We start from the raw sequence: 26,068 nt of genomic DNA on the forward strand, positions 1-26,068 counted from the left end.
TTCATGAAACCCTTGGCTTCGCCACCACGTTCCGTGGCTCGCTTCCTTAGACGCGGGCGCTCTTCGGCGCCATGAGTTGACCCCTATCGATCAATACGCTCTGAACCCCCACCTTGGCGGTACCGAGGCGTTTCAGCGCGTCGCCCCGCTTTACGAGGGGGCCCCACCATGCCTCGTTGCCGAGATACCATTCGACCGTCTGGCGCAATCCGGAGTCAAGATCGTAAGCCGGCTTCCAGCCGAGCCGTGTGGTGAGCTTGTCCGCATCGATGGCGTAACGCTTGTCGTGACCGAGCCGGTCGGCAACGAAGGTGATGAGCCCTCGCCGCGGACCTGAGGCTAAAGGCCCAGCAATCTCGTCGACAAGATCGCAGATGGCCTCGACCATGTCGAGATTGCGCCGCTCGGCAGAGCAGCCGACGTTGTAGGTCGTGCCTGGCTCGGCGTTCTTGAGCACGGTCAAAAGCGCGGCGGCGTGGTCCTCCACGTGCAGCCAGTCGCGAACGTTGTCGCCGGCGCCATAGACGGGGAGCGTCTCGCCCTTGAGCGCGCGCAGGATCATCAGCGGCACGAGCTTCTCGGGGAATTGATACGGCCCGTAATTGTTGGAGCAATTGGTAAGCAGCACCGGCAGTCCGTAGGTCCGGCCCCAGGCGCGAACCAGGTGGTCGGAAGCAGCCTTGCTCGCGGAGTAAGGCGAGGATGGATCGTAGGGAGTGCTCTCTACGAACTTGCCGGCGGGTCCGAGCTCGCCGAAGACCTCATCGGTGGAGATGTGGTGGAAGCGGAATGCCTTGCGCCGGTTTGGGGTAAGACGGTCGAAAAAGCGGCGCGCTTCTTCCAAAAGCACAAAGGTGCCGACGATATTGGTGTGGATGAAGTCACCGGCCGAGTCGATCGAGCGGTCGACATGGGATTCCGCTGCGAGGTTCAGAACCGCATCCGGCCGCACTTGCTCGAACAGAGCACGTACGGTCTCGCGATCGGCGATGTCTGCTTGTACAAATCGGTAGCGCGGGCTTGCGGCGATGCTCGCGAGCGAGGCGAGATTGGCGGCGTAAGTGAGCTTGTCGAGGTTGATGACCGACCAGTCCGTGGAACGTATCAGGTGCCGACAGACGGCCGAGCCAATGAAGCCGGCCCCTCCGGTCACGATCACCTTCATGCCCCCGTGCCCTCCTGTAACCAACGCCCAGTTGCGGAAGCATGCGCAACTCGTCAAAGCATGTCAACCGTACCTGCCAGCCGAAAAATCGCGGTGTCATCGTCACTTACGGCATTCCAGCCCGCGGCACCGGCACCCGTAGCGCGTGGCAAGAAACTATGAGAAGAAGAGTCAGGGGAAAAGCCGTCAGCCCAGCCATGGATATCACTCTTACTCCGCTCGCCGGCGTTCTGGTGCTGAAGCCAAAGCGCTTTCGCGATAATCGCGGTTTCTTCAGCGAGACCTACAGCAAGCGCCGCTTGGCCGATGCCGGCATCAACGTCGATTTCGTCCAGGACAACCTCTCGGTGTCGAAGTCGCCAGGGATACTTCGCGGACTCCATTTTCAGAAAGAGCCGTTTGCCCAGGTCAAGCTCGTGAGCGTGGTGCAAGGTGCCGCGCGCGACGTGGTTGTCGACATCAGGCACAGCTCACCCAGTTTTGGCCGGCATTTTTCCATTGTGCTCAATGCCGAAGAAGGCAATCAAGTCTTCGTTCCGATAGGCTTCGCGCACGGCTTTCTGGCCCTCGAGCCTGATACGGTGCTGAGCTACAAAGTCTCCAACTACTACGCGCCGGAGCACGATTCTGGAATTCGCTTCGACGACCCTCGCCTTGGCATCGACTGGGGCTTCGATCAGGCCTCCATCATTACTTCCGACAAGGATCGGCTGCTGCCGCCCTTCGACCCGCAAACAGGCTATTTCCCGTAAGTCCTGTTTGCTCACCCATCGCCAGGACAATGGCCAATTTTTGGGGGCAGTCTTCGCGCTGACGCGGCCTTGCGCCTACCCCCTACGCGCCACCGAGCATGCTTTTTAGATGCCGCTAATAAGTTGAATCTCTATGCTAAGCACGCCTGGAGAGCAGACCGTAGGCTTGGAGTATCAGTTGCGCAAAGTTTCGCCCTTCATCCTGTGTGGCGGCTCGGGCACCAGGCTTTGGCCGCTTTCTCGGGAGGCGTTGCCCAAGCAATTTCACAAAATTGCTTGGCAAGAGACGCTGTTTCAGCAGACCTGCAGGCGGCTTACCGGCGATCTCTTCGCCGCTCCAATCATCTTGTCGAACCAACATCATCGCTTCCTCGTTGCCGAGCAGCTTGAGGAAGCGGACATCAAGCCGGCTGGGATCGTTCTAGAGCCAGTCGGAAGGAACACGGCTCCGGCGGCCTGTGTTGCCGCCTTGCTGGCCTCGCGGTCAGATCCAGACGCCTTGGTGCTAATCGTCCCCTCCGACCACATGATTCCCGATGCGGCTGCATTTGCCCGTGCGATCGCCGTCGGTGCGAGCGCCGCGGAGGAAGGCGCCTTCGTCATCTTCGGTATTGAGCCTGACTGCCCGCACACCGGTTACGGCTATATCGAGACCGAGAAAAGCAATTCTCAGGTTCTGAGGGTGCGGCGCTTTGTGGAAAAGCCATCGCGGGAGGCTGCGGAAGAGTTCATCGACGCCGGCAACTTCTTCTGGAACGCAGGCATATTCCTGTTCAAAGCCGCTACGCTGATCGATCTCCTGGAAGGTCTCGCACCCGAGGTTCTGAAAGCTTGCCGCGACGCGCTCGAGGAGGCGACGGACGATTTGGGCTTCTTGCGCCTCAACGGCAGCTACGCGAAGGCGCCCGCCATCTCGCTCGACTATGCCGTGGCCGAGAAGGCGGGCAACATGCAGTGCGTGCCTCTCAATACGCCGTGGAGCGATATGGGCTCATGGTCCTCGCTGTGGGGCTTACTTGAGAAAGACAGCACCGGCAACGTCGCCCTCGGAGAAGGCGAGATCGTTCTCGAGCAAACGAGCAACAGTCTTGCCTATAGCGACCATGCTTGTGTCGCTCTGGTCGGTGTCAGCGACACGATCGTGGTGGCGACGGAGGACGCCGTCCTCGTTGTCTCGAAGGAATACGCCGAGTCGGTAAAGACGATCGTCGAGCACCTGAAGGGCAACGGTCGCTCGCACACGCTGCATCACAGCCGCGTATACCGGCCATGGGGATGGTATCAGAGCATCAACAAAGGCAGCCGATACCAGGTCAAGTGCATCATGGTGAAACCGGGAGCGAAGCTGTCGCTGCAGAGCCACTTCCACCGCTCGGAGCACTGGGTCATCGTGACCGGGACGCTCGAAGTCACCAAGGGCGATGAAGTGGAACTGTTAAGCGAGAACCAATCCACCTTCATTCCAATCGGGAAAAAGCATCGGCTTGCCAATCCAGGCAAGATCCCGGCGTTTATCATCGAGGTCCAGTCGGGGCCATATCTCGACGAGGACGACATCGTCAGATTCGAGGACGTCTACCACCGGCATTCGAACGAATAGTGGCAACGGGGCCTTCCTGGCGCTGGAGGCAGACGCGCGACGGAAAGGTCAGGAGCCACGCCGCTTTGGCGGCCTGTTCTCGTTGGCCGGCTCGCTGCGCGTGCTTTGCTTGAGGGCCTCCTTCAACGTCCGCGGCCGGTGGTGCTTGGCCAACAAATCGGCGAACGCCTCATCGGCAAGTTCCTGCAGATCCTTGCCTCTGTCGCGGGACAAGAGCTCGAGCGCCTGCCAGGTCTCAGGGTCGAAGCCGATCAGCTTGCGCCTGGGCGCCATGGCCAGTCTCCTTTGGGCCCGCGCTTTCCCCTCACCCTAGAGCCAATTCAAGCCTTGAGGCGCGACAGGATGCCTTCAAGGATGCGGATCGCATCCCCCTTGTCGCGCTTTTGCAGATTGAGGTGGAATTTGAACCCCTCCAGTTCCTCGCGGATCACGGTTCCCTCCTCGGCGAGGTGGTCGTAAAGGCCGAGCACCTTGTAGCAGCGGATCGGCTCAGCGAAGCCCTTCACCTTGATCGGCGTCTGCTCTTCCGCGGCCACTTCATCCTTCACCAGCGAATAGGTCTCGTGACCCAGAAGAACGCCGTCGATCTCGGCATGGGATTGCAGCCGCGCGGTCAGGTTCACGGCATTGCCGATAATGGTATAGTCCATGCGGTCGTTGCTGCCGAAATTGCCGACGGTGCAATAGCCCGTGTTGATGCCGATGCGCACTCGAAATGGCTTCTCGGCTCCCAATTCCTGCCATTCCGAGCGCAGCTCGCGCATTCGCCCCAGCATGGCAATAGCCATGCGCACGCAGGCGCGGGCATCCTCCTTCAACCCTCTCGATTCGGGGTCGCCGAAGAACACCATGATCGCGTCGCCAATATATTTGTCGATGGTGGCGCCATGTTTGAGCGCGATATCCGACATCTCGGTAAGGTACCTGTTGAGCAGATTGGTGAGATCCTCGGACTCAAGCTTGTCGGTGGTCTCGGTGAAATTGACCACGTCGGAGAAGAAGATGGTCAGCTTCTTGCGGCTGGAAGCTATCTCGACGCCTTGCGCGCCGGTGAAGATCGAGTTGTAGATCTGCGGCGAGAGATATTTCGACAGCTTGGTAGAGAGCGACTCAAGCTCCTTGTTCTTTTGGGCGATGACTTCGGCCGCGGCGTTCAATTGCCGCTCGTTGTGATCGCCAAGGCGCATCAGCCTGCGCGCGGTACGGAACAGCTTCTGGTAGCTCTTGAGCAGCTGCTCGAAGTTTTTCTGCTCGTCCGGGCTGTCGAAGACTCCATCGGCAAGCAAGCGCTCAGCCGCCGCGATCACTCCCTCTTCAGCGACAAAGAGATCATCGCTTGACATCACTCAGCCATCTTCTCGAGATGAAATTTAGCGTTGACCAGATCCTCGCCGAATTCCTCGCCGAGCTCCTGCATGGTGTCGTCTTCCCGGTCGTAATACCAGAAAACCTCGATCAAGGCCCCATTTGCCGCCGCGGCATCGAGCTTATCCATCAACATCATGACGGCCTTGGCGCTGCTCGAATTGAGGTAGATGAGCTCAATGTCGAAGCGGCAACTGCCCTTGCCGAGCTTTCCCAGATAGGTATCGAGGGCCTCGAAGATTGGTTTGTAAAACTCGGTCACGTCCTCTGGGTAAGACTCTCCCGTGAGCTTCAAGTGATTTTCGGCGAAGTCGAATGTCACCGCTGGAGTGCGGGCGGTGGCGGGGATTTCGAATTTCCACATCATTCCACAGTCCTCATACCCTGGCCTTGAGGGTGAAGAATGCGTGGCCGTCGTCGACATCGGTAAAGTCGAACTCGATCGGTTTCGATGCGCGGCGCGCGATTTCCATGATGCCGAGGCCGGCGCCCTTGCTGCCCTCCTCCGGCGCGGCTCGCAGCTGCTCCTTATGCACGGCGCGAAGCTCCTCCTTATTCATATCCCTGATCTTGATCAAGCGCGTGCGTAGCCGCTCAACATCCTTCTGCGCCACGAGATTACCCGCCTGGACGACGTACTCGCCGCCCTCCTGACCGATGGTCACAATCCCGTACCGGATCTCCAGCAGCGGGCTGTCGCCTGCCGACGACTGGGCGGCCAGTTCGGCGGAATAGCGGATGATGTTCTGCATCTGCTCGACGAACACCGCGAACACGCTGCGCAGCGTCTTGGTGTCGGCGTCGTCGATGGTCAGCTTCTGCTTGATGGCCTCGCCGACGCCGCTCAGCACCGTTTCCGTCATGTAGCCGCTAAATGCAAAGATAATGCCTTGCCTTTTCAGCGTAGCGCGGAGGTCGAAGAGGTCGCGTCCGTCCATGTCGTTGCGTCCCCTAACGTCCGAGCGGAACAAAGCCCAGTATGGTTAGGTCGTCGCGCCTGATCTGCTGGCCCTGATACCTGGCCAGCTCGGTGCGCACCGCCTCGGCCTGAATTTGCATCGGATGTCCTTGATATTTCTTTAGCAGCGTCTGGAAACGTCTCTTGCCGAAGGACCGCCCGCGCGGGCCGCCGATCTGATCGATCAGCCCGTCGGTGGTCATGTAGAAGGAGTCCCCCTCACCATAGGGGAGCGTAATGTCGGTAAAGCTCGTCTCCTTCGGATAGCGGCGATAGCCCACGCCCTTGCGATCTCCCTTGATCTCGGTGACGCCCCTCTCATTCGACCGCCACAACGAGAAGCGCGCACCGGCAAAGGCCATCTTCCGACGATCGGGATTGATGAAGCAGACCCCGGCTTCAAGCCCGTCATCGGTCTCGCCGGTCTTCTGATCCTGGCCGAGCAGTGTTTGCACGCCGCGGTGCAAGCCGGCGAGAACCTCGCTCGGATTCTCGCTCGGCGCCAATTGCAGCATGCGGTCGAGCATGCCCCAGGCGACGAGCGTCATGAACGCCCCGGGAACGCCGTGTCCGGTGCAATCGCCGACGATGACGGCGTGGCCGTCGCGGATCGGCTGAAACCAGAAGAAGTCGCCGCCGACGATGTCGCGCGGCTCCCAGATCAGGAAATGATCGTCGCTCACGGTGGCGAGCTCGCGCAGCTGCGGCAGGATCGCGGCTTGGATGCGCCGCGCATAGCGCAAGCTTTGCAGGATGAGCTGGTTGGCGGCGGCGGCGCGCTGTTCGCTCTCTTTGAGCTCGGTCAGATCGCTGTAGACGGCGACCCTGCCGGCATTCTCGGTGCGCCGCTCACTGACCTGAATCCAGCTTCCATTGGCGCGATGCTCCAACACCGGCTCGCCAGGATTGCGGTGCTGCGCCAGACGCTCCTCGATCCATGCCTTGGGGCGGCTTCTCGCATCTTGAATGAGACCGCTCTCCACCGCCGTGCGCAGGATCTCCTCATAGGTCATGCCGGGCTTGGGCGGACCCTCGCCATGATCGAACAGCTCCTTGTATTTGTAGTTGCCGAGGACGAGACGGTCTTGCGTGTCGAAAAGGGAGAAGCCTTCCGAGATCGATTCGACGGCGTCGGTCAGGCGCTGCTCGCTCGCTTGCAGGGCGGCCTGCTCGGCCGTCTTGCGCGCGGTGACCTCGCTCCAGGAACCGACCACCTCCATCGGCTGGCCGTGATGGTCGCGGATCAGATGCTGCTCATCGCTCACCCAGCAATAGGTGCCGTCCTTCTTGCGGAAGCGATATTCGGCGATGTGGCTGCCGTGCTCGAACAGCTTGACTTGCTCGGCCTCCACGGCGGCAAGGTCCTCAGGATGGACGCGGGCGCGCCAGAAATCGGCATTCTTCAGGTACTCGTCGGGGCAATAGCCCAGAACGCGCTTGACGTTTTCGCTGATGAAGGTGGGGGCAAAGTCGCCGGTCGCGGCGAAGCTGTAGACCACGGCTGGCGCGCTTTCTAGCAAAAGCGAGATGCGCGCTTTCAGGGCATCTTCGGCCTGTTCCGCCGCCTTGCGCTGGGTGATGTCGCTCCACGAGCCCACGATCTCGAGCGGCTCTCCCTTCTCGTCGCGGATCAGATGCTGCTCGTCGCTGAGCCAGCGGTAGGTTCCGTCGATGTTGCGGAAGCGGTATTCGGCCGAATGGCGATCCTGCTCGAACACCTTGACCTGCTCGGCTTCCACGTGCGCAAGATCGTCCGGATGGACGCGCTTCCGCCAGAAGTCGGCGTTCTTGAGATATTTGTCGGGACAGTAGCCGAGCAGGCGCTTGATGTTCTCGCTGACGAAGGTCGGCGCATAATCGCCGCTTGCCTTGAAGCTGTAGATGACCGCGGGCGCGGTTTCGAGCAGCAGAGCGAGGCGGGCCTGCAAGGCGTCCTCGGCCTCCTCCGCCTTCTTGCGCGCGGTGATGTCGCTCCAGGAGCCCACGATCTCGAGCGGGTCTCCCTTCTCGTCGCGGATCACATGCTGCTCGTCGCTGACCCAGCGGTAGGCGCCGTTCTTCTGCCGGAAGCGGTATTCGGTGGTGTGCTGGCCGTTTTCGAACAGCTTGGTTTGCTCGGCTTCGATGGCGGCGATATCGTCGGGGTGCACCCGCTCGCGCCAGAAATCCGCGTTCTTCAGGTACTTATCGGCGCTGTAGCCGAGAAGCCGGTCGATATTGCCGCTCACGAAGATCGGCGCGAAGTCGTCCCTAGCCTTGAAGCTGTAGATCACGGCGGGCGAGGCATCGAGCAGCCTGGTGAGCCGTTCCTGCATCGATGCCTGGAGATCGACCAGACGCCGTTGCGCCCCTTTGTCGCGTTCGCTGGTTGCCTCATTGAGGACCGTCTCGATGATTTCGGCGATCGCCTTGGCATCGACCTTGCCCTTGGAAGCGCGCAGCTTCTCGGCCAGTGCGGCCGCGGCCGTATCGGCACATTCTCTCAAAGTGGTCATGAGCCCAACCATCTCAGCTTCAGATCGCCAGCGCCGGTTTCGTTTATCAGAGAAGAGGACCCGAAGAAACGCAAGTGCTTACTGGACGCTCCTCGTACCTGTTCACATCGTTTATGACACTTGAACTTTAGATGAATCGAGGCAAAAAACCGCCCTGCCTGCCGCCGGAGGCCAGGCGCGCGCCACTATTCCGCAGCCATCTTCCTCGCCTCGATCTTGTCCAGCATTTCCTCGTAAAGATCGGCGTGCGCCTTGACGCACTTATCGATGGAGAACTCCCTTTCGACGCGCTTGCGGGCGGCGGCCCCGAAGCGCTTCCTCTGCTCGGGATTGCGCGCCAGTTCAAGGACGGCATCGCCGATGGCTTTAGGGTTTCGGGGCGGCACGACGAATCCGGTTTCACCGTGCAACACCGCCTCGGCATTGCCGCCGACGTCGGTGACGATCATCGCCAGTCCAGCCGCCATGCCCTCGAGAATGACGTTGGAGAAACCCTCTTCGCGCGAGGTCAAAAGCCCGAAATCCGCGGCTGCGAGCAGGCGTGGAATGTCGGAATATTCCCCGAGGAACTGGATGCGGTGGCTGATCCCGCGCGCGGCAGCGAGCCCCTCAAGCTCGGCCCGGATGCCGTGATCCCGCCCGGCCACCAAGATGCGCCAGTTCGAAGGAAGCTCCTGCTCGAGATGCGATAATCCCCTGACCAGTTCGCGATGCCCCTTATAGTGAATAAGATTGGCGATGACCACGCCGACCAGGGTGTCGTTATCGAGGCCGAGCGCCTGTCGCGCCTCGTTGCGATCGGGAAGCGCCGGCGAGACCTCTATGCCGTTATAGATCAGCCTTACCTTGGCCTCGGGAATGCCCTCATCGATCAACTGGCGGACCACGGCCCGCGAGTTCCCGATCACTGCATTCATCCTCGCATGCAGACGCCGCTCCAGCCGCGCGACCAGTGGCCAGTTGCGCTGATAGTCGGAAAGACTGCGCCGGCTCATGATTTTGATCGGTATGCGCGCAGCGATAGCGACATTGGCGCCGATCAAATACGGACCGGGAAGATAGAAGTGAGCGATGTGCGGGCGCCAGCGCCGCATCAGCCAGTAGAGGTTGTTGGTGGCGAGCGCCACATGCGCCGGATAACGCAAGAATGATCCCTTGCGCCTTGCCAGTCGCGGAGAGGCGGCAACCTCGACGCCGGCGGCCTCGACCTGCTCGGCCCGCTCGCCGCGCTCGGTCAAGCAAAAGGTGACCACGCTCCAGCCCGACGCAGCCAGTCGCGGAAGCGTTCGAATGAGGTGACTCTCGGTCCCGCCGACCCCAAGCGACTCGGTAACGACGAGAAGCCGGCGGCCTGAGTTGTTGTTTTGCAACTGCATGCTTGGCGTATTAGCGCAAATTCAAACGGCGGCGGTAAAGTTATCCGTCCTCAGAGCTTTCCCGGGCGCGACTGTCCCAAGCCAAAGAAGCGCAGCACACGCCCCCGGGGCCGAGGCGTTTCGACCGGTGCGTAGCCAAATTGGCTCATGATCGGCTCGCAGATCTGCTGAACCATTGCGATCTCCTCGCCGGTCAGCACCCGATTGAAGGAGCCAATGCTCGCCGGCGATGCCTCAGCGCCCTCGAGCTCGGTGACCCACGACGCCTCGTGACGGGCTTGGGCGTCGAGCCACACCGGCCGCTCGATGCGATCGAGCGCCAGGTCAAGTCCCGTATCGCGAGCAAGGGCCTCGAGGCTTCCCTTGGGATCGCTGGCTATCGCCTCGTAGCGCACCATGACGGCATTCGGTCTGCCCGCGTGCAGCAGGGGCTGATAGGAGGCAAGGATCTTCTTGCTGATGAAGTTGATGTCACGCCTCTCATATTTGCCGGGCTTGGGTGCCGCGGACTGCTGCCTCTGCCCGATTTGCACGAAGGAGGCGGCGATGTCCCGAGGGTCGCGCATGCAAACAATGCGAACCGAGCGGGGAAACAAGGAAGCGGCTTCGTCCAGCACCTGAATGAAGTTGGGGTCCTTCAGGACGAGGGCGGCGGAAGGTTTCGCTTTTGCCGCGATGTCCGCGACGTGACGTTCGGCAAAAGACTGGAAGAACGCGCGGAGATCGTCGTCGGTCGCATAGAAATAACCTGTCTTGTTGCCGAACTCCTTGGCCCGCTTATGGGCGGCGAGGATGTCGGAGAGGATGTGCGCTTCCGGCAAGTTCGGAGACCGAAGCGCATTCACCAGCAGCGTTTGCAGGAGTGTGGTTCCAGAACGCTGCGCTCCCCCGACTAGGATCAATTGCATCGTGACGAGGGTCTCAGGATCGGCCGGAGGGTCATGAGGCCCCTGGCATCGTCTTTGGGTGCACGGATTTGGCGTAACGATATCGACCGAGAAGCGTGCCGGCGTCGATGGCAAGCTTCTGCAGCAAGGTAAGGTGATCGCGCCACTTTTCGTCCAGCTTCAGCTCGCTCGAGTGGCTGCGGCGCATGCCGTTGCCGCCGACATTATGGCGTATCTGCGATGCCCATTCGAGCTGCTGCCGATCGAAGGAGAGGCCAAGCTGACGCATCAGCTGATCGAGAACCGGCTCAGGGCTCTGCACAAGCTCCTCGTAGCGCACCACCGAATGCGGGCGATCCTTCACCAGCTCGTGGATTTCGCGGTTGGTACGGACATAATTTCCGATGAGCTTGGCCAGGCTCGCCGACGACTTCTTCGACGAGCAAATCTGCCCTTTGGGATCGCGAAGCAGAAAGATGGGAAACACATCGAGAGCAGGATTCTCGGTGAGCAGCGAAAGCCGCGCGACGTGCTTCGACGAATCGACGACATATCGCTTTCCGGACACGGAGGCGATGGCCTGGAACAGAGCGGCATTGTCTCGGTCGAAGCTCTTCACCTCGTCGTAATCCTCGACATTGAGCTCGCCGATGGTTCGGCCGGTGGCGCCCAGGGTGTGGGCGCTGACCCGGGTCCAGAACTCGCAGGACAGGAGACTTTCGGCGCCGCAGGTGCAGCGAAGCTGCCGGTTGGGCTTCTCGAGGCGCGCAAAGCGCCCGAGCTGCTTCAGCTCGCCGACCGACGCCACGTCGGGATGGGCATTGAGCATGAGATCGAGCAGCGTCGAACCGCTATGGCTCAGGCTCGCGATGAAGATGACCTTCACCACGTTCCCCTCCCCCCGAAGCCGGAGCCTGCGGTGCTCATGGGACTATTCGGCATTACCATTCAGCAGCTTCTCATAACGTGCCCGCCAGCGCCGCGGAGGGCCATCGAAACGCTGGCAGAGATCACGGACCATGGGCAGGTAGTCGCCTGCCATCTCGCGCGAGAACTCGAGCGGAATTGGCTTCGACCCAGCGGCCACATTGACCGCCTGCGGCAAGCACACCGGAGCCGCCGGAACGGGCTCGACGCCAAGAAATGACAACAAGCTGGAGGTCAGCGCCTCTGGCTGGTCGCGGAGGTCATCGAAGAAACAATAATGGATCTGACGAGCGGGGAACACTGCCTCGAGCCGCCTGATAGTATCGGCATAGGCCGAGCGCGCCACGGCTCCCGACTCTCGCGCGCGCTTCACTGAGCCTTCCACGGTGGAAGCATCGGCGGCGCCCTTTTTTGCCGCATTGTTTACCGCCGACCAGGCCCGCTCCACAGGATCGCGCATGACGAAGATGAGCTTGACCTTGTCATTCATGGCCTGCACGCGCCGCAGAACCTTCTCGTTCAGCGTGGCGTAAGCTGGCGTAATCTCGCCGGCGATCAGCCCCCTCGCCTGAGCGTCGCGGAACAGCCCCGCGTACCACTCGTCGCTGCGCGCGCGGAGCCAATAGTCGATGAGCCACGGATCGAGCGACAAGAGGCGCTTCACCCCGACGCGGCGCCGCTCCTTGGGGTCGAGGATCGTGCGCTTGGTTTCAAGCCGATCGAAATAATGGAGCTCTTTCACGGGAGGGAGCCAAAGCGAGGGATGCTGGCGGAGGACCCGATGGAGCCAGGTAGTGCCTGCCCGCTGGGCTCCGATCACCAGAAAATCCGGACCTTTGCTAGCGACCGGCGACATGCGAAGTCCTTCCCGTCGGGCTGTTGGCGGCAACGATCCGGCGCGGATCCCTATTCACTGCAGCTTGATGCCGACCTCGTCGACTACCGCGGGGACGAATCGGTCCCTCACCTTGCAGCTGACCAGCGACTGCAAGAGCCCGTTTACCTCGTCGAGCTCGATGTAGCGCTTCTGCATCTTCTTGGGGGCATGTCCCCTCGACACCTTGTTCAGCAACTTAGCCCAGGGCGGAGGGGTGCGGAAGCTTTCCAGGGCCGCAGCCATCTCGGTATAGGCGTTTGGCTCCCGCGCATTCTGCAGGTGAAAGGCAATAAGATCGTCGGAAGACGCCCGGCGGTTGACCGGCGCTTCCTTGGCGAAATTCGCCTCGATCCATCGCGCCAGCTCATCGATGGTGTGGATGGAGCCGGTGACCTTGCCCGGAAGCACGGGGTCCAATTCGCTGCGCGGAATCTCTTCGGGATGATATTCGGTGACCGGGCGGTTCAGAATATAGGCTTCGATGCCGGTGGTGCAGGCGCTGTGAACGACACATCGCGCTGCAATCAGCCAAGGAATGACCGAACCGCCGCTCTGAACTGCAACATTCGGCGTATCCTTGAAGTGAGCCCTCCACGTCTCGGGCTCTTCGAGCGGATGTGGGCGCACGAGGAACTTCAGGTTGGGAAACCGAGCTGCCATCTGGTCAATGGCGCTCATGTAAGCCTCGAAGAGCTGCCGCAGGTAGCGGAAACGCTCGGGCGCGCTGTTTACGGCATCGCCCGTGTAGGTCTCCATGCGCTTGTCCACCGTCTCGTCGAGAGTTCTCCGGAAGTGATTGGCCGAGCCGAAGCGCGACGTGAAGAAAACGAAATCGCCGTGCTCGCGCAGAATTTCCTGCTTCTTGGCTTCCCAGGACTGGGCGAACCGCGGATGAAGAAGATCGAAACGTGGGCTGCCGGTTACGTGATAGCTGCGGACTTGCGGGAGGAGACCCTCGAGGTCCTGCTTCTCTCTTTCGCCCCAGAGAAACAGATAATCGACGTTCTTGAGCGTTTCGCTGAACACGCGACGGTCGATGTAGTCGTCGCCCGAGCGGTAGGTGAAGCCCTCTTGGCACATGACGGCGATGATGTGCCCAGCGCCGCGAATTGACCGAAACTTGGGGAGGCAACCCGTCGTTACGCCCTTCTCCAGGATAATGCTCGGCGCGAAGGAGGCGGGTGATTTGCGAAATCTGCCCTTCTCAATAAGCCAGACGTGGTGACCGCGGCTGGTCAGCTCGCTTCCAAGCAATACGCTGGCGGGCAATTCCCTCTCGAGCATCTCGACCAGAAGAATAAAGTTCTTTGGTGCCTGCTTCATGTGGTGACGTGACTGGTCGGCGGCCGCTCACGGCGGTCAAATCGACCTGCTCCTTCCAACTATTTGCCCCGCATTGGTCAACCCTAGGGACGTCCACCAGGGAGACGAACTGACGATATTGATACCGCTCGGATGGCATTGGGCCAAGGGGTAAATATCGGCTGTACCGGACGCGTGGAACTCCAGAAACAATAATTACTTCAATGCTTTGAGCATCAGCGGAGCGATCTTGCACTCCCCAGACCGAGGCTCGTCTCCCTTGGCAAGTTCTCTTTGCGTCGCTCGCCTTGATCCGGGTTTCGAACGGCGTCACACTGGCGAAATCGCGGCCGCGTTTACGAAATGGCGGGGAACGGCACGTGTTCTTCCATATCGGCCTTCACAAGACCGGATCGACTTGGTTCCAGCGGCATCTCTTTCCCAACCTGGCCGGCGTCAGTTGCCTCAGAACGAGGCATATCGCCGAAATCGTCAAGTCCGGCGCCCGCGCCCCGATCCTCATCGTCTCGCATGAGTCCTTGAGCGGAACGCTCTCGAGCGAGAAGCAGCCTGGCGACAACAAGAAGCGGCTCACCGAGACGCTCGGCTCGATCGCTGCGGTGGCACCTGGCGCGCCAATCATCATCGGTTTCCGCGAGCATGGATCGTGGCTCTCGGCTGCCTACGCACAAAAGGCCAAGAAGCAGGGCGTGAAGTTGAAGCGCTATGTTGCGACCTTCTCGCGCGAGGATCTGTCCTGGTGCCGCTCGCTCGACCTGATCGAGGACGGCCGCAGATCCGTGTTCCCCTTCCTTTACGAGGAGTTGTCTTGCGCGCCGGAAGCGTTGGTTGACGATCTCTGCCGGTTCTTAGGGACGGAAATCCCCGCCAATCTCCCAGAGCTTTTGGCGGTGCGCGAAAACGCCTCTCCGCGCAGCAAGGCCGGACAAATCCTGTCCAGGCCTTTCTTTCAGACCTCCTATGCTCTGAGAAGCTTTACTTCCCTCAACACAAAGTCGTTGCGCGAATTTGGCGGGCGCCTCGGCACGAGGCTCGATCAGCACTTCGCTCCCCTTGAGATCGGTCTCGACCAAGACATGGCGCAGGATCTGCGGCGCGATTGGAAGCGTCTCCTGGAGCGCATAGGAAATCGGCGAAGCCGTGACTTGTCGGCCCTGTCTCCCCGTGGAGAGGCCGTCGAATAGGACGCTGCCCGGCCGAAGGCGAACCCTACCGGGCTTAGTCTTCTTCCTCATCTTCGTCGGTGTCGATGAGACCACGCTTGCTCCGCTTGGCGGCGGCCTTGACAGCGAATTCTTTCATGGTGGCATCGGCTTCTTCGGTTCCGAGCGGGAAATATCGCTGCATCTCGCCCTCGTTGAGCACCAAAATACGAGTCTCGCCAAACATGCCTACATTGTCGGAGTCCCGATGGACAATCAGCGTCACCTTGTCGTTGAGGTCACCGTCACGCCACGCCCGAAGCTGCTCTATCTCCTTTTCTGCAGGCCGGTCGAAACTCAAGAGCGCAATCGCTGCCGGGCTGTTCGGAGCCTTGTCGGGGTCGACAGACATTATGGCGAGCGGCGCCGTAGAATGCGGCAGCCTTGCGTTGATAAAGGCGAATTCCACCTCGTGTATGATTTCCAGCGTGAGCAGCGCGAGGCAATCGCCAGCTTCGGCGATCACGTCCTGGCCATTGGTGAGGGTGCCGAGGATGATCTTCTCACCGTGCCGGACCTTGGCGAATTCGGTGGCGTTGATCTTCTGCATGTCTTTCACGAGCAGGACGTAGCGCACGATTTGAGGGTAGTAGCGGCTGACGCTGGCAAGGGCGCGCACGACCTGTGCGCCGCCGTTGAGCGTCATGCGCAGGGCGCCGATATAGGCGATGAAAATCGCCCATTGTTCCCTCCCCGCGAGCGCCTGACTTGCCATGTAGTAGACAACCATGCCCAAGATGAAGGTGATGCCCACTTCGATGGCGAAGACGAACTCGGTCAGCACCCTCCGCCGCATCAGATAGGCGTCGGCCAGACTTTCGGCTGCCTTGAAGCTCGTCACCGGCTCGTTGACCAAGCGCTTCTCGATGAGCTGTTTGTACTCCACCCTGAACGCCTCTTGGGCTTTTTCCCGCCGCTTTGCGCTCGCCACGCCGCGCAATGTCAGCGGGTAGAGAAGCAAAGCCGCCACACCCGCCGACGCGATGATCAAGAGCGTCAGCGGAAGGTCGATGCGGATAAGGAAGAAGGCGGCACCCAAGCCGCCGACGACGGCAGTGATCGCATTCGCCGAACTGACTGCGATCAAGGTGCCGCGCCGGGCTCCGGTGGCGACACCTCCAAAGCCATAGTCGACAAAGAGAGAGCTCGCCAGCTTAACCCGAGCATCCGGAAGGCGGTTGGTAAGCAAGGCAAGCTGCTCGAGACTTGCCGAATAATGCTCCTGCACGATGTTCAGGACCTGCCGGCGCGACAAATACAAGAGCGCTGCACTCAGGATAAAGAAGCCCGTCGAGAAGATCACGATGACCCACAACCATTCGGGCTGCTCTTTCAGGTTGATATCGTAGTGCACGAGAGGCACTGAGAAGGCGCCGCCCTTTTCCATCTGCCGTCCATACCAATAGACCGCGTAGATCGCGGCGCCTTGAGTCGCGAGACCCAAAAGGCTGAGCCCGACGGCAACGGCGAGCTTCCAGGTCCGCCCCTTGAAGGCCGTGTAGAGAAGCCACCAAACGAGCGAAAAATAGTTGCGGCCCTGTCGCCACATCCGGGGCAGGAGGGGGATCGGCTTTACCGGCCTTGCGTCTTTTAGCACAGGGAAGCTGCCAAATTTTTCGGGTGAATCAGGGCTCGACCCCACGCGAGCTTCTCCAGACCCTGCGGGAGACCTGTGTCAAAGGAATGGCGACCTTGGTGAAGTGCCATGCGGTGCGTCATGGAGCCCCAAAGTCTTATCGTAGCACATTTTGCCAAGCTCATTGGCCCCTTAGGCTTGCCAACAGGTCGAGCCAGAGTCTGCTCACCGCCGTGATATCGAGCCGCGCGACCGCACGCCGCGCTTTCCAGGCATAGGCGTCGCGGAGGTCGGGGGTGGACAGCATGGCGTCGAGCGCCGTGGTCATGGCGGCAACATCGTCAGGAGGCACGAGCATGCCGTAGGCGCCATTGGCGAGGATCTCCACGGTGCCCCCGGGGCAGGCGGTGGCGATGACGGGCAAGCCGCTGGCGAGAGCCTCGAGCAGGGCGTTGGGGTAGCCCTCGAAGCGCGACGGCAGGACGAAGAGGCTCGCTCTGCCCAACGCCTCGGTGCTGTCCTTGACGAGGCCGGGCAGGACTATCCTGTCCTCGCACCCACTTATCGCCAGCAAGCTCTCCAATTGAGCCCGGTCGGGCCCCTCCCCGTAGATCGCGAGCCGCCAGCCCGGATGCTTGGCGGCAAGCGCGGCGAAGCTCTCGATCAGGACGTCGAACCCCTTCTGGTAAGTGAGGCGTCCGAGCGAGACCAGCCATTGGACATCGCCCCGCTCGCGGCGGGCTTCGCCGGCGTCGAGGCGAACCGGGTTGGCAATGACGTGGACGGGAACGCGAAAGCGTGCCTTCACCCATGACGCGATAGAGTCGGTCTGAACGACGATGGCTTGCGCTTTTCGGTAGGCGAGACGCCGGGCAAGCCTATGGGCTTTGCCGAGTCCAGGCCGGTCGGGCTGATTGCGCTCGGAGACCACGACCGGAACGCCAAGTCCTTGGCTCGCCCATAGCGCGATCACATTGGCTTCCGTCATGAAGGCGACAACCGCGTCGGAATCGATTTGGCGCAACACCGATCGGAGCCGCGAGATGCGGGCGATATTGGTTCCCAGCTTGCCTATTAGCCCGCGAGGCTCTGCCGGCGCGTCTAGCCCGCGGAGCGCGATATCCGGAGACAGGGCAAAAAACGGCTCGGTGCCGGGCGCGTCGAAGGTCACAAAAGTGACCTCATGCCCGTTCGCGCTCCAGTCATCGGCAAGCAGGCTCGCCACGCGCTCGGCGCCTCCGGCACCGAGGCTTGGAATGACGAAGACAATCCGCACCGCCTCACTCGCAGCGCAAGAGGCGGAGCCAGACGTCAATCGCGCGGTCGGCGTCGTGCGCGCGTGCCCGCTCGCGCGCCGCGAGGCCAAGACGCCGATGCAAGGTCTCGTCGCGCGCAAGCCGCAGAATCGCGTCGGCCGTGGCGCTCGCGTCCTCGACCGGCACGATCAGCCCGGCCCGGCTCTCGTCGGTCCCGATCAGCTCGCAAGGCCCGGGCGAGGCGTCGGAGACGACGGCGGGAAGTCCGCAAGCCATGGCCTCCAGCAACGCATTCGGCGTTCCTTCGAAGCGAGAGGTCATCACGAAGAGCTTGGCGCCCCGCAGAAGAGGGAACGGATCTGAGACATGGCCGACCCAATCGACGCTGCCCTCAATGCCGCGCTTGCGGGCCTGCTCCTTCAATTCGTCAGCGAGAGGTCCATCGCCGACCAGCGCCAGTCGCCAGTCAGGCAACGAGGCAGCGACCTTCGCCCAAGCGGCAAGCAGGACATCGATGCCTTTCTGCTCGACCAGGCGCCCGACCGTGATGACGGTCGGAGCCGTGAAGGCAAAGGTTTCGCTGGAGGGCGGTTGCGCGAGAGGATTGGGCAAAAAGGCGAGCTTCTCCTTGGGGACGAAGGCTTGAAGGGCGTCGAGCGCGCCCTTGCTGTTCGCGGTCACCACATCGGCCCAGGGATAGACGACCCGCCGCATGAATTCGACGCGGGGACGGTGGCGCTGCAGGCGCGGGTCGTTGCGCTCGGAAATTGCGGTGTGCGTTGCAAGTCCGCGCGTCGCGAGCACGGTGAGAATATTGGTCTGGGTGAGGAAGGAGAGAACGGCGTCCGGCTTGATCTTGCGGATCGTGCGCCGGAGCCACATGGTGCGCCTGCCCTGCCAGATCACAGAGAACACCGGGCCGGCCGTCCTGAGGCCAAAGGCAAGCACACGCGGGTGCAGATAGGGTTTGACGTATCTTCCAAGCAGGCTGGTTGGCTTGTTGGGCTCGCCGTTGCCCGTCTTCACCGGCGCGATCTGCTCGAGCTCGTCATCCAAGGAGCCGGCATCGGAAGCGGGAAAGGCCGCCGTTACCGGCGAACTTGCGTGAAAGACGATGCGGGGATCGACCCAGTAGACGATGGGCCGATGGCCCAAAATCGTGACATGAACATCGAAGCCGCGCGCGACCAGCGCGTTGGCGGCGTTGACGGCCACGCGCTGCGCCCCGCCAGGTCCGAGATGCGCGATCACGAAGGCAAGTTTCTTTTTCTTCCCGCTAGGCGCGGAGACCCGATTTTGGGACGTCGAGGCGTCCTCCGTCGGAGGGACGGCCTTGCCGAGATTGGCCGCGGGCGTCGTATGTAGCATTTACCGGTCTCGTCCGAGATTGGGCGGCGCCGCAGCGAGCCCTCGACACGATTCTTCAGATAACAGCAGCAGAAGTCCCCCTTGAGCAGACTTCAGCAGAAATCGGTAAGTGCTTGAGATCATAGCCCGTCCGCCATCGGACAAACAAGCAACCAAGGGCCGAGGCCTTGTCCCGGTGCCGCTCATAGGTGGCGTGCGGAGATTTCTGCGGGCGCCGCCCCCTCGCCTTTGAGCACATCCAAGAAGCGTTCGATCAGAACAGTTTCCGTCCGCGCGATGGATTCGAGCGTGGCGCCGCCAATATGCGGCGTGATGAGGACGTTGCAGCCTTCCCGCGCGGCCGCCAGCAGCGGACTATTGGAAACCTCGCCGTGCTCCTCTCCGGCAAGGACGTCCACCGCAACGCCGAGGAGCTGACCGCTCCTTACCGCCTCGGCCAACGCGGCTTCGTCGACCAGCGAGCCGCGGGCCGTGTTGATGAGTATGGCACCTCGCTTGAGCCGCGCTATTGTCGCCCGATCGATGAGGTTGCGGTTCTCAAGCGTGGCGGTAACGTGCACGGACACGACGTCGGCGTTGCGCAGAAGCTCGTCGAAGGCGACGAGCATCGCCGGCGGAGCGATTTTCGCGTGGACCTGATCGCAGGCAATCACGTCCATGCCGAAGGAAGCAGCATAGCGGGCCACCATGGCGCCGATGCGCCCGTAGCCGATCACGCCGAGGCACTTGCCCTTGAGCTGTGTGCCCCAAAACCGGTCGCGATCCCAGCCACCTTCCAGCACATGGGTTGCGGCGGCCGGCGTGTGGCGCAGGAGCGCGAGCAGCAGCCCAAAACAATGTTCCGCCGTTGCCGACACGTCTCCGATCGCTCCCGGGCAATCGCGCAGGCTAATGACCCGCACGGAGGCCGCGCGTGCAGCATCGAGATCGATGTGATCGAGGCCGGTGGTGGCCGTGAGGATGAATCTGAGCTTTGGCGCAGCCAAGAGTGTCGCGCCCCCGACATGCCGGCCAAGCCGTACCATGAGCACGTCGCAATCGAGGAGTTCGCGGGCGAGCGCGCGATCGTCGAACGGCCCGTAGCTGACGCTGCCGAGCCCCGCCAGAGCTTGCTTCACCCGCTCGGCGAGATGCAGGGGCTCGGTCACGACGATCTTCATGATCCGGAGTCGCTCCCGCCGAGGCCGCTCTCGATCAACGCTTTGGCGATCAGAAGATCGCCCGGCACATCAATGTTGATCGATCGCTCCCACGGCATTTCGTAGATCGTTGGGTTGTCGCTGCGCAGCTTTCCGGTTCGGAAGAAGAACTCGGTGGTGATGAGATAAACGGCCCCGTTGCGCTGGTAGACGGTTTCAAAATCCTGCCTTCTGGTGGGCTCCGGGTGGGCGAGATAGGGCGTGGCGCACTGCTCACCCTCTTTCAAGCGATACATCCCGCTCGGATGGCGGATGCCTTCGGCGCGGCAGGCGCTGATCAAGGACTCACATCCGCTCGACTTGAACAGCTCGTAAGCAGCATCGATATCGGCCGCGGTGCGGAGCGGCGTGATCGGTTGGGCGACGAATAGGGCGTCGGGGATGTCGCGGCCGAGCGCCTGCCATTCCTCAAGCGCATGGGCAACGACGTCGGCAGTCGCGGTGTCGTCGTCGGCAAGTCTTTTCGGTCTGTCCAGGGCCAGCACGCCCGGGCGGTCGCGGTAGAGGGCGAGGATATCCTCGTCGTCGGTGCTGAGAATGATCCCGCTCACCGAACGCGCCCGCTCAAGCGCCGTCACGGTGTAGTCGACGAGAGGCCTGCCCGCGATTAGGGCCTTGTTCTTGCCTGGAACGCCTTTTGAGCCTGCCCGGGCCGGAATAATTGCAAGCATGAAGAGCTCACTGCGGTTCAATCGACGATATCGTAGCGTGAGCGGCCGCTAGAGATTCACCCTTTTCACTCTGGCCGACGGCCGTTCCTCCGGCATATCGAGATAGCTCAGCGATTTCTCGAGCTGCAAAGATGCCGTGGCGAGGATGTCCGCGATGCGCTTGCCCGAGTTTCCGTCGCCGAACATCAAGGAGCGAGGGTAGCGGCCGTGGGCGATCTGACGCTCGATGGCGCGATAAATCGCGTCGGCATCGTGTGGTGCGTCGATGGCATTTTGCCCGCGGTCCCGTCCCCGCTGCCGGCTGCCGATATTGACGCTTGGCGTCCCGAGATAGGCGGCTTCACGCAAGCCAGAGGACGAATTGCCGATCATGCAGACCGCGTTGTTGAGCAGGCGCGCATAGTCCTCGGGCGAGAAATTGCGATAGAGATGCAGATAGTCTGGGTCGTTGTTCTCGCGAAAGACGCGCAAGCCCTTGGCCACGTCGTCGGAGCCGGCATCGGCGTTCGGCCATAGCCAAATCACCTGCATGCCCTGGCGGCCGAGGCGATCCACGGCTTTCAGCGTGGTCTCGATCTGCGCCAGGCCCTCGCCGTATTCGGTGGTCACGGGGTGCTGCAGCACCATGACATAGGGCTTGGAGACGTCGAGATCCGCTCCGACACCCTTGTTGCGCGCGAAAATGTCCTTGGGCAGCTTGAGATCGTTTTCCACCAGAACATCGATCGACGGGCAGCCGGTGACATGGATGGTGGCATCCCGCTCGCCCATGCGCAGGAGAAATTCTCGTGCGCGCGCGGTAGCCGGGAAATGAATATGGGAGAGCTTGGTGATGGCATGGCGGACATTCTCGTCGATCGAGCCGGTCACCTCGCCGCCTTGCGTGTGAGCCACCGGGATATTCATGTAGCTCGCGGCGATGGCAGTGGCGATGGTTTCGAACCGGTCGGCGACGGTCAGCACCACGTCAGGCTTGAGCGCCTCGAAATGCGTGGCAAGCTCGATGGTGCCCAAGCCCACCGACTTCGCCATGGTGACCGGAGTCTCGCCGTCGACCACGGAATGCACGATCGCCTGAGGCTCAAACCCGTCGTCGCGGATGATGTCGATGGCCTTGCCAAATCGGTAAAGCAGCGCGGAGGCCCCGACCACGAGCTGCAGCTTGAGGTCCGGGTGGTCGGACGCAGCGCGCAAGAAGCTCTTGATGCGGCCGTAATTCGCCCGGCTGTTGACGACGACGCAGACCTTCCGTTGGCTCACGATCACTCCTCCACGAGATCGGTCCAGCGAAGGATGCGATCAGGGGCAACGTCGCGCGCCAGCCGGCGCCCGGATATCTGCCCGGCCGCTTCGAGCGGAATGCCGCCGCCGGGTTTTTTGCTCACCATCATCTCGGGCCTCAATACCGTCCCGGCAGCAAGCGGGCGAACCGGCGCGAGACTCTTACCGAAGATCTCGCGCATTCCCAAGAGCTGCTCAGCCATAGCATCCTTGTCCACGGGATGGGCATCCATTGTACTCAGCGCGTCGCGCATCTGGCACACTATCTTGAGCTCGTCGAAGGTGAGCGAAGCGGCCGTGTCGGGGCTGAACATGCGGCGGTCGAAGGTGACGTGAACCTCGAGCAGGTTGGCGCCCCGCGCCAGCGCTGCGAGACCTGGAAACATGCTGCCGCTGTGGTCGGAAAGCCCGACCGGACAATCGAATTCCCGGCGAAGCTCATCGAGCACATTCAGCCCGACGGCATCGAGCGGCGTGGGATAGGCGCTGGTGCATTGCATGAGCGCGTAAGGCAAATTCAGGCTGCGAAACAAGCTCACGGCATGCGCGATCTCGGCCCGCTTGGCCATGCCGGTGCTGAAGAGAATTGGCACCCCGGCCTCTGCCATCGCCTTCCACAGATCGGCCGAGGCGAATTCACCTGAACCGATCTTCCACGCCGGCATGCCGATGCCTCGCAGCAGATCGACAGCGGCCACCGAGAAGGGCGAGCTCAGGAACAGCAAGCCTCGCTTCCCGGCATGCGCGGCGAGTTCCCGCCATTGGTCGGGAGTGAACTCCATCCGCGTCCAGTAGTGGTAACGCGTAGGATCCTGTTGCGAGAAGCGGACTCTGAACGGCTCGTCCAGGGTCGACTCGGCCGCGGCGATATGAGTCTGGAACTTGACCGCGTCCGCTCCAGCGTCGGCGACGGCATCGATGAAGGCGTGCGCCATGCCGAGGGAGCCGTCATGCGCTTGCGCGACTTCAGCGATCAGCAGGGCCGGGCAGCCAGGCCCCACGTCTCGGCCGGCGATGCTCAAGCGGTTCAAGTTTGGGACCCGCGTTTGACGAGTGGGTTCATCTGTTGTCGGCCGAAGCATGATTTGACTGCGCGTACTCGGGTCTATCCTAAGCCTGCTGCACTTGCCGTGCATGGCTAATGAAGCGCCCAAAGCCGATCATGAAGCCTAGTGATTTGCGGCATTTGGGTGAGGATAGAGGCGTCGGCCCATTGAGCAAGCGGCCCGCTGATCTCTTCCTCGGCGACACCAGGGAATTTCTGGATGCTGCGCTCGTCTCTCTTTGCCGCCGGCTGTTGCGGGAGCCATCGGCGGCCAGCCTGAATGACTTTCGCAACAATCCCCCTCCCCACACCGACCTGCGCCGGGCGCACCGGGGGCATGTCAAGCCGCTCAAGCTCGTCGAGGATCCGGTCGGCCGCATAAGGCAGTTCCACATTTACGATCGATTTGCGCAGCCGCTCGCGTTGGGGCGTCAAGCCATTGCGCACGTCCTGCTGACCAAGCCCGCGTACCCTGGCGAGACCGTTCGACAGCTCCTCGGCGTTGGTCACCCACTCGCTGGCACGATCCTGCTCGCCAATGAACTCGCTGTCAGCTTCCGGCACGTAGGAGAACACGGCGCGATCAAGCAGGAGCCCTTCCATGCCTGTGGTGCAGCCCGGGTGGACGACGGCGTCGGCCGCCATCATCCAGTTGTTGGCGCTCCCTTCGTAGCGGACTTCGATGTCGAGCGGCTTGGCCCACTCACGCCACACGTCGTGATTTTCCACCGGGTGTGGCCGGACCACGATCTTCTCGGCCGAACCGGAGCCGGCAAGGTCGCGCAGCAAGGCCTGCAGCCCCTGCATCTGCCGCCGCTTGAAGCTCAGATGCCGGCGTATGAAGTCGGCTTCGCTGCCTTCGTGGACCATCCCGCGTGCGATCAGCTTGGCCACGGGATCGTCATCTGGCCGGTGGGGATTGGGCCGGCCGAAATTGGTGTTCACCAGAACGAACCTGCCGAATGTCTCTTTGATCGCCTCGGCATCGTGATGGTAGACGCAACGCACACCGGGCAGCAGGGTGTCGAAGCGCGGATTTCCGGTGATCACCACCTTGCTGTCGCCTTCGGGACGATAGGCGTGGATATGCTCCGCATTCCGCTCTCCCGGAACGAGCAGAAGGTCGGTCCACCGCAGAGAGCTCAACCCAAGCTTTCGCGTGCAGTAATCCCGTCCATCGGCGTAGACGATGCTTTCCTCGCACATATTGGCAATGCGGTGGCCGGCAGCATGGATCCGCTCGAGCCGCTCAGCCTTGGCATCGGGGATGCTCGTCTCGACATAGAGGCCGGCCGGGTGCTCGAGCATGAATTTGCGTGTGTCTGGGTGAGCCCCCATGATCACGATCCAGCCACGCTCCACGGCCTTCGCCGCAAGAAAGGTCTTGCCCAGCAGCTCGCGCGCTTTCGTCTCGATCGGAAGATAGAGCAGCCGGCGTTTGGTCACGAAGATGGTCTCGCGCTTGAGATAACTAAGTCAATGTCGCCCATCCGGTCACCTATGGCAGAAGGTCAATCCATCGTGGCGTGGCGTTTCTCCTAGGCCGCGATGGTGGCAGTGGCGCCCACTTTTTGCGCACCGGTTGCCTGCGTGACGTTGTCGAGCAGCTTGACCAAGGCGTAAACCGCCTCGATCACCGGCGTCGGCGTATCGGTCAAGCGTCCCATTTCCAGGATCGCGCCGACCAGCGCCTCATTCTCCAGAGGCTTGCCGGCTTCGAGGTCCTGCAGCATCGAGGTCTTGTGCTCTCCAACCTTTTCGGCGCCCTCGACGCGCTGCTCGATCGTGTGGCGGAAGGTGATCCCGAGCTTCGAGGCAATCTCCTGCGCCTCCGTCATCATCGCTATCGCCAGCTTCCTCGTGTCAGGGAAACGGCAAATGCCGGCCATGGTCGCATGGCTGAGCGCACTGATCGGATTGAAGGTGAGGCTGCCCCAAGCCTTGAGCCAGATCTCGGCGCGAATGTCGGTGAGCACGCGCGATTTCAGTCCGGCCTTGATCAAGGCATCGCTGATCATCTTGGCGCGTTCGGTCTCGCGCCCGTCGAGCTCGCCAACCGGAAAGCGTTCGCCCTCGACATGCTCGATAACCCCTGGCGCCGCCAAGCCAGCGGCAGGATAGGCGACGCAGCCGATGATCCGGTCAGGGTGGATATTCCTGGAGAGGATGCCATTCGGATCGAGGGTTTCCAGGCGCTTGCCATCGAAGCTGCCGCCCTCTTTCTGGAAGTACCACCAGGGGATGCCGTTCTGCACCGTCATCACCACAGTGTCGGGCCCCAGCAAATGCTCGATGCCCTCGACGGCGCGCTCGAGGTCATAGGCCTTCACCCCAAGCACAATGAGATCCTGCGGGCCTGCATCGGCCGCCCGATCGAAGGCCTTGACGTTGGCCTTTAAGATCGTGCCGTCCTGCCAATGCAGGTGCAGCACCTTGCTCCTGATCGCGGCAAGATGTGGACCGCGGTCGATGACCGAGACGGTCTCGCCGGAAAGGGCGAGCTTGACCGCAAGGAGGCCGCCGATCGCGCCGGCGCCGACGACACAGACTTTCATTTGACACCCCCGGATCGTTCGCTTGCGTGCTGCAGCCGCCGCGAACATTCCCGTCGATTGTGATCGCCCGCCTTTTGTATGCTGGTCGCGGGCGGGCAATGCTATAGAGCTTCAAGCCGCTTAAGGCCCGCGGCATTATATTGCTGCGGTGCGAGAGTGCAAGGGTTCGAGCGTTGGCCTTTGGTGCGGG

General features: G+C 61.8%; 23 protein-coding genes. 3 read left to right on the forward strand and 20 right to left on the reverse strand.

The features are described 5' to 3' along the window. Positions 1-46: 46 nt before the first annotated feature. Entirely contained in the window at positions 47-1,165 is a 1,119-nt protein-coding gene (gene rfbB / locus ACREC7_RS00510; protein ID WP_431553722.1) for a dTDP-glucose 4,6-dehydratase, read from the reverse strand. A gap of 41 nt (positions 1,166-1,206) precedes the next feature. On the opposite strand from rfbB, the gene rfbC reads away from it, so the two are divergent. Both rfbC and ACREC7_RS00520 read left to right on the forward strand, forming a co-directional pair. Then, the gene (gene rfbC, locus ACREC7_RS00515; RefSeq protein ID WP_431553723.1) at positions 1,207-1,917 is read left to right on the forward strand and encodes a dTDP-4-dehydrorhamnose 3,5-epimerase; all 711 of its coding nucleotides are present in this window, start codon (positions 1,207-1,209) and stop codon (positions 1,915-1,917) included. A gap of 178 nt (positions 1,918-2,095) precedes the next feature. Continuing rightward, positions 2,096-3,517 carry a mannose-1-phosphate guanylyltransferase/mannose-6-phosphate isomerase gene (locus ACREC7_RS00520; protein WP_431553724.1) on the forward strand — a complete coding sequence of 474 codons (1,422 nt, stop codon included), beginning with the start codon at positions 2,096-2,098 and terminating at the stop codon, positions 3,515-3,517. 48 nt (positions 3,518-3,565) lie between these two features. On the opposite strand, the gene ACREC7_RS00525 is transcribed toward ACREC7_RS00520, so the two are convergent. From ACREC7_RS00525 to ACREC7_RS00570, 10 genes are all read right to left on the reverse strand, one after another. Next, positions 3,566-3,790, reverse strand: coding sequence for a ribbon-helix-helix domain-containing protein (locus tag ACREC7_RS00525; protein WP_431553725.1), 225 nt, complete (start codon positions 3,788-3,790; stop codon positions 3,566-3,568). Positions 3,791-3,837: 47 nt separating this feature from the next. After that, positions 3,838-4,860: an adenylate/guanylate cyclase domain-containing protein gene (locus tag ACREC7_RS00530; RefSeq protein WP_431553774.1), complete on the reverse strand. Its 1,023-nt coding sequence runs from the start codon at positions 4,858-4,860 to the stop codon at positions 3,838-3,840. Continuing rightward, positions 4,860-5,249 carry a DUF1987 domain-containing protein gene (locus ACREC7_RS00535; RefSeq protein ID WP_431553726.1) on the reverse strand — a complete coding sequence of 130 codons (390 nt, stop codon included), beginning with the start codon at positions 5,247-5,249 and terminating at the stop codon, positions 4,860-4,862. Before ACREC7_RS00535 ends, ACREC7_RS00530 begins: the two co-directional genes overlap by 1 nt. 10 nt (positions 5,250-5,259) lie before the next feature. Next, on the reverse strand, positions 5,260-5,820 hold the full coding sequence (locus tag ACREC7_RS00540) for a SiaB family protein kinase (protein WP_431553727.1): 561 nt from the start codon (positions 5,818-5,820) through the stop codon (positions 5,260-5,262). A 13-nt stretch (positions 5,821-5,833) separates the two neighbouring features. Then, positions 5,834-8,335: a PAS domain-containing protein gene (locus tag ACREC7_RS00545; RefSeq protein WP_431553728.1), complete on the reverse strand. Its 2,502-nt coding sequence runs from the start codon at positions 8,333-8,335 to the stop codon at positions 5,834-5,836. Between the two features lie 185 nt (positions 8,336-8,520). Further along, positions 8,521-9,711 carry a glycosyltransferase gene (locus ACREC7_RS00550; protein ID WP_431553729.1) on the reverse strand — a complete coding sequence of 397 codons (1,191 nt, stop codon included), beginning with the start codon at positions 9,709-9,711 and terminating at the stop codon, positions 8,521-8,523. A gap of 50 nt (positions 9,712-9,761) precedes the next feature. Beyond that, complete coding sequence (locus tag ACREC7_RS00555; protein WP_431553730.1) at positions 9,762-10,619, reverse strand: sulfotransferase family protein; 858 nt, start codon at positions 10,617-10,619, stop codon at positions 9,762-9,764. A gap of 31 nt (positions 10,620-10,650) precedes the next feature. Further along, positions 10,651-11,487: a sulfotransferase gene (locus ACREC7_RS00560; protein ID WP_431553731.1), complete on the reverse strand. Its 837-nt coding sequence runs from the start codon at positions 11,485-11,487 to the stop codon at positions 10,651-10,653. 42 nt (positions 11,488-11,529) lie between these two features. After that, positions 11,530-12,381 carry a sulfotransferase family protein gene (locus ACREC7_RS00565; RefSeq protein ID WP_431553732.1) on the reverse strand — a complete coding sequence of 284 codons (852 nt, stop codon included), beginning with the start codon at positions 12,379-12,381 and terminating at the stop codon, positions 11,530-11,532. Between the two features lie 54 nt (positions 12,382-12,435). Continuing rightward, complete coding sequence (locus ACREC7_RS00570) at positions 12,436-13,725, reverse strand: surface carbohydrate biosynthesis protein (RefSeq protein WP_431553733.1); 1,290 nt, start codon at positions 13,723-13,725, stop codon at positions 12,436-12,438. Between the two features lie 359 nt (positions 13,726-14,084). On the opposite strand from ACREC7_RS00570, the gene ACREC7_RS00575 reads away from it, so the two are divergent. After that, positions 14,085-14,909: a hypothetical protein gene (locus ACREC7_RS00575; protein ID WP_431553734.1), complete on the forward strand. Its 825-nt coding sequence runs from the start codon at positions 14,085-14,087 to the stop codon at positions 14,907-14,909. Between the two features lie 34 nt (positions 14,910-14,943). Here ACREC7_RS00575 and ACREC7_RS00580 read toward each other — a convergent pair whose 3' ends face one another. The 9 genes from ACREC7_RS00580 to ACREC7_RS00620 form a co-directional block, all read right to left on the reverse strand. Beyond that, positions 14,944-16,524 carry a hypothetical protein gene (locus ACREC7_RS00580; protein WP_431553735.1) on the reverse strand — a complete coding sequence of 527 codons (1,581 nt, stop codon included), beginning with the start codon at positions 16,522-16,524 and terminating at the stop codon, positions 14,944-14,946. Between the two features lie 160 nt (positions 16,525-16,684). Beyond that, complete coding sequence (locus ACREC7_RS00585) at positions 16,685-17,779, reverse strand: glycosyltransferase family 4 protein (RefSeq protein ID WP_431553736.1); 1,095 nt, start codon at positions 17,777-17,779, stop codon at positions 16,685-16,687. Between the two features lie 4 nt (positions 17,780-17,783). Then, positions 17,784-19,127, reverse strand: coding sequence for a glycosyltransferase (locus ACREC7_RS00590; RefSeq protein WP_431553737.1), 1,344 nt, complete (start codon positions 19,125-19,127; stop codon positions 17,784-17,786). Between the two features lie 182 nt (positions 19,128-19,309). Continuing rightward, positions 19,310-20,287 carry an NAD(P)-dependent oxidoreductase gene (locus ACREC7_RS00595; protein ID WP_431553738.1) on the reverse strand — a complete coding sequence of 326 codons (978 nt, stop codon included), beginning with the start codon at positions 20,285-20,287 and terminating at the stop codon, positions 19,310-19,312. Next, the gene (locus ACREC7_RS00600) at positions 20,284-20,997 is read right to left on the reverse strand and encodes a cytidylyltransferase domain-containing protein (RefSeq protein ID WP_431553739.1); all 714 of its coding nucleotides are present in this window, start codon (positions 20,995-20,997) and stop codon (positions 20,284-20,286) included. The genes ACREC7_RS00595 and ACREC7_RS00600 overlap by 4 nt, the downstream gene beginning before the upstream one ends. A gap of 48 nt (positions 20,998-21,045) precedes the next feature. Next, entirely contained in the window at positions 21,046-22,257 is a 1,212-nt protein-coding gene (gene neuC, locus ACREC7_RS00605; RefSeq protein WP_431553740.1) for a UDP-N-acetylglucosamine 2-epimerase, read from the reverse strand. Between the two features lie 2 nt (positions 22,258-22,259). Then, positions 22,260-23,309, reverse strand: coding sequence for an N-acetylneuraminate synthase family protein (locus ACREC7_RS00610; protein WP_431553741.1), 1,050 nt, complete (start codon positions 23,307-23,309; stop codon positions 22,260-22,262). 107 nt (positions 23,310-23,416) lie between these two features. After that, positions 23,417-24,769, reverse strand: coding sequence for a surface carbohydrate biosynthesis protein (locus tag ACREC7_RS00615; protein ID WP_431553742.1), 1,353 nt, complete (start codon positions 24,767-24,769; stop codon positions 23,417-23,419). A gap of 92 nt (positions 24,770-24,861) precedes the next feature. After that, the gene (locus ACREC7_RS00620) at positions 24,862-25,878 is read right to left on the reverse strand and encodes a ketopantoate reductase family protein (protein WP_431553743.1); all 1,017 of its coding nucleotides are present in this window, start codon (positions 25,876-25,878) and stop codon (positions 24,862-24,864) included. Between the last annotated feature and the right edge of the window lie 190 nt (positions 25,879-26,068).

Source organism: Methyloceanibacter sp. (assembly GCF_050728395.1).
Lineage (GTDB): Bacteria > Pseudomonadota > Alphaproteobacteria > Rhizobiales > Methyloligellaceae > Methyloceanibacter.

Coding starts and splice junctions, on each gene's coding strand:
- rfbB (WP_431553722.1), bottom strand. CDS start 1,165: ATGAAGGTGATCGTGACCGGAGGGGCCGGCTTCATTGGCTCGGCCGTC.
- ACREC7_RS00540 (WP_431553727.1), bottom strand. CDS start 5,820: ATGGACGGACGCGACCTCTTCGACCTCCGCGCTACGCTGAAAAGGCAA.
- ACREC7_RS00620 (WP_431553743.1), bottom strand. CDS start 25,878: ATGAAAGTCTGTGTCGTCGGCGCCGGCGCGATCGGCGGCCTCCTTGCG.
- ACREC7_RS00535 (WP_431553726.1), bottom strand. CDS start 5,249: ATGATGTGGAAATTCGAAATCCCCGCCACCGCCCGCACTCCAGCGGTG.
- rfbC (WP_431553723.1), top strand. CDS start 1,207: ATGCGCAACTCGTCAAAGCATGTCAACCGTACCTGCCAGCCGAAAAAT.
- ACREC7_RS00570 (WP_431553733.1), bottom strand. CDS start 13,725: ATGAAGCAGGCACCAAAGAACTTTATTCTTCTGGTCGAGATGCTCGAG.
- ACREC7_RS00590 (WP_431553737.1), bottom strand. CDS start 19,127: ATGCTACATACGACGCCCGCGGCCAATCTCGGCAAGGCCGTCCCTCCG.
- ACREC7_RS00530 (WP_431553774.1), bottom strand. CDS start 4,860: ATGTCAAGCGATGATCTCTTTGTCGCTGAAGAGGGAGTGATCGCGGCG.
- ACREC7_RS00525 (WP_431553725.1), bottom strand. CDS start 3,790: ATGGCGCCCAGGCGCAAGCTGATCGGCTTCGACCCTGAGACCTGGCAG.
- ACREC7_RS00600 (WP_431553739.1), bottom strand. CDS start 20,997: ATGCTTGCAATTATTCCGGCCCGGGCAGGCTCAAAAGGCGTTCCAGGC.
- ACREC7_RS00550 (WP_431553729.1), bottom strand. CDS start 9,711: ATGCAGTTGCAAAACAACAACTCAGGCCGCCGGCTTCTCGTCGTTACC.
- ACREC7_RS00595 (WP_431553738.1), bottom strand. CDS start 20,287: ATGAAGATCGTCGTGACCGAGCCCCTGCATCTCGCCGAGCGGGTGAAG.
- ACREC7_RS00545 (WP_431553728.1), bottom strand. CDS start 8,335: ATGACCACTTTGAGAGAATGTGCCGATACGGCCGCGGCCGCACTGGCC.
- ACREC7_RS00555 (WP_431553730.1), bottom strand. CDS start 10,619: ATGCAATTGATCCTAGTCGGGGGAGCGCAGCGTTCTGGAACCACACTC.
- ACREC7_RS00565 (WP_431553732.1), bottom strand. CDS start 12,381: ATGTCGCCGGTCGCTAGCAAAGGTCCGGATTTTCTGGTGATCGGAGCC.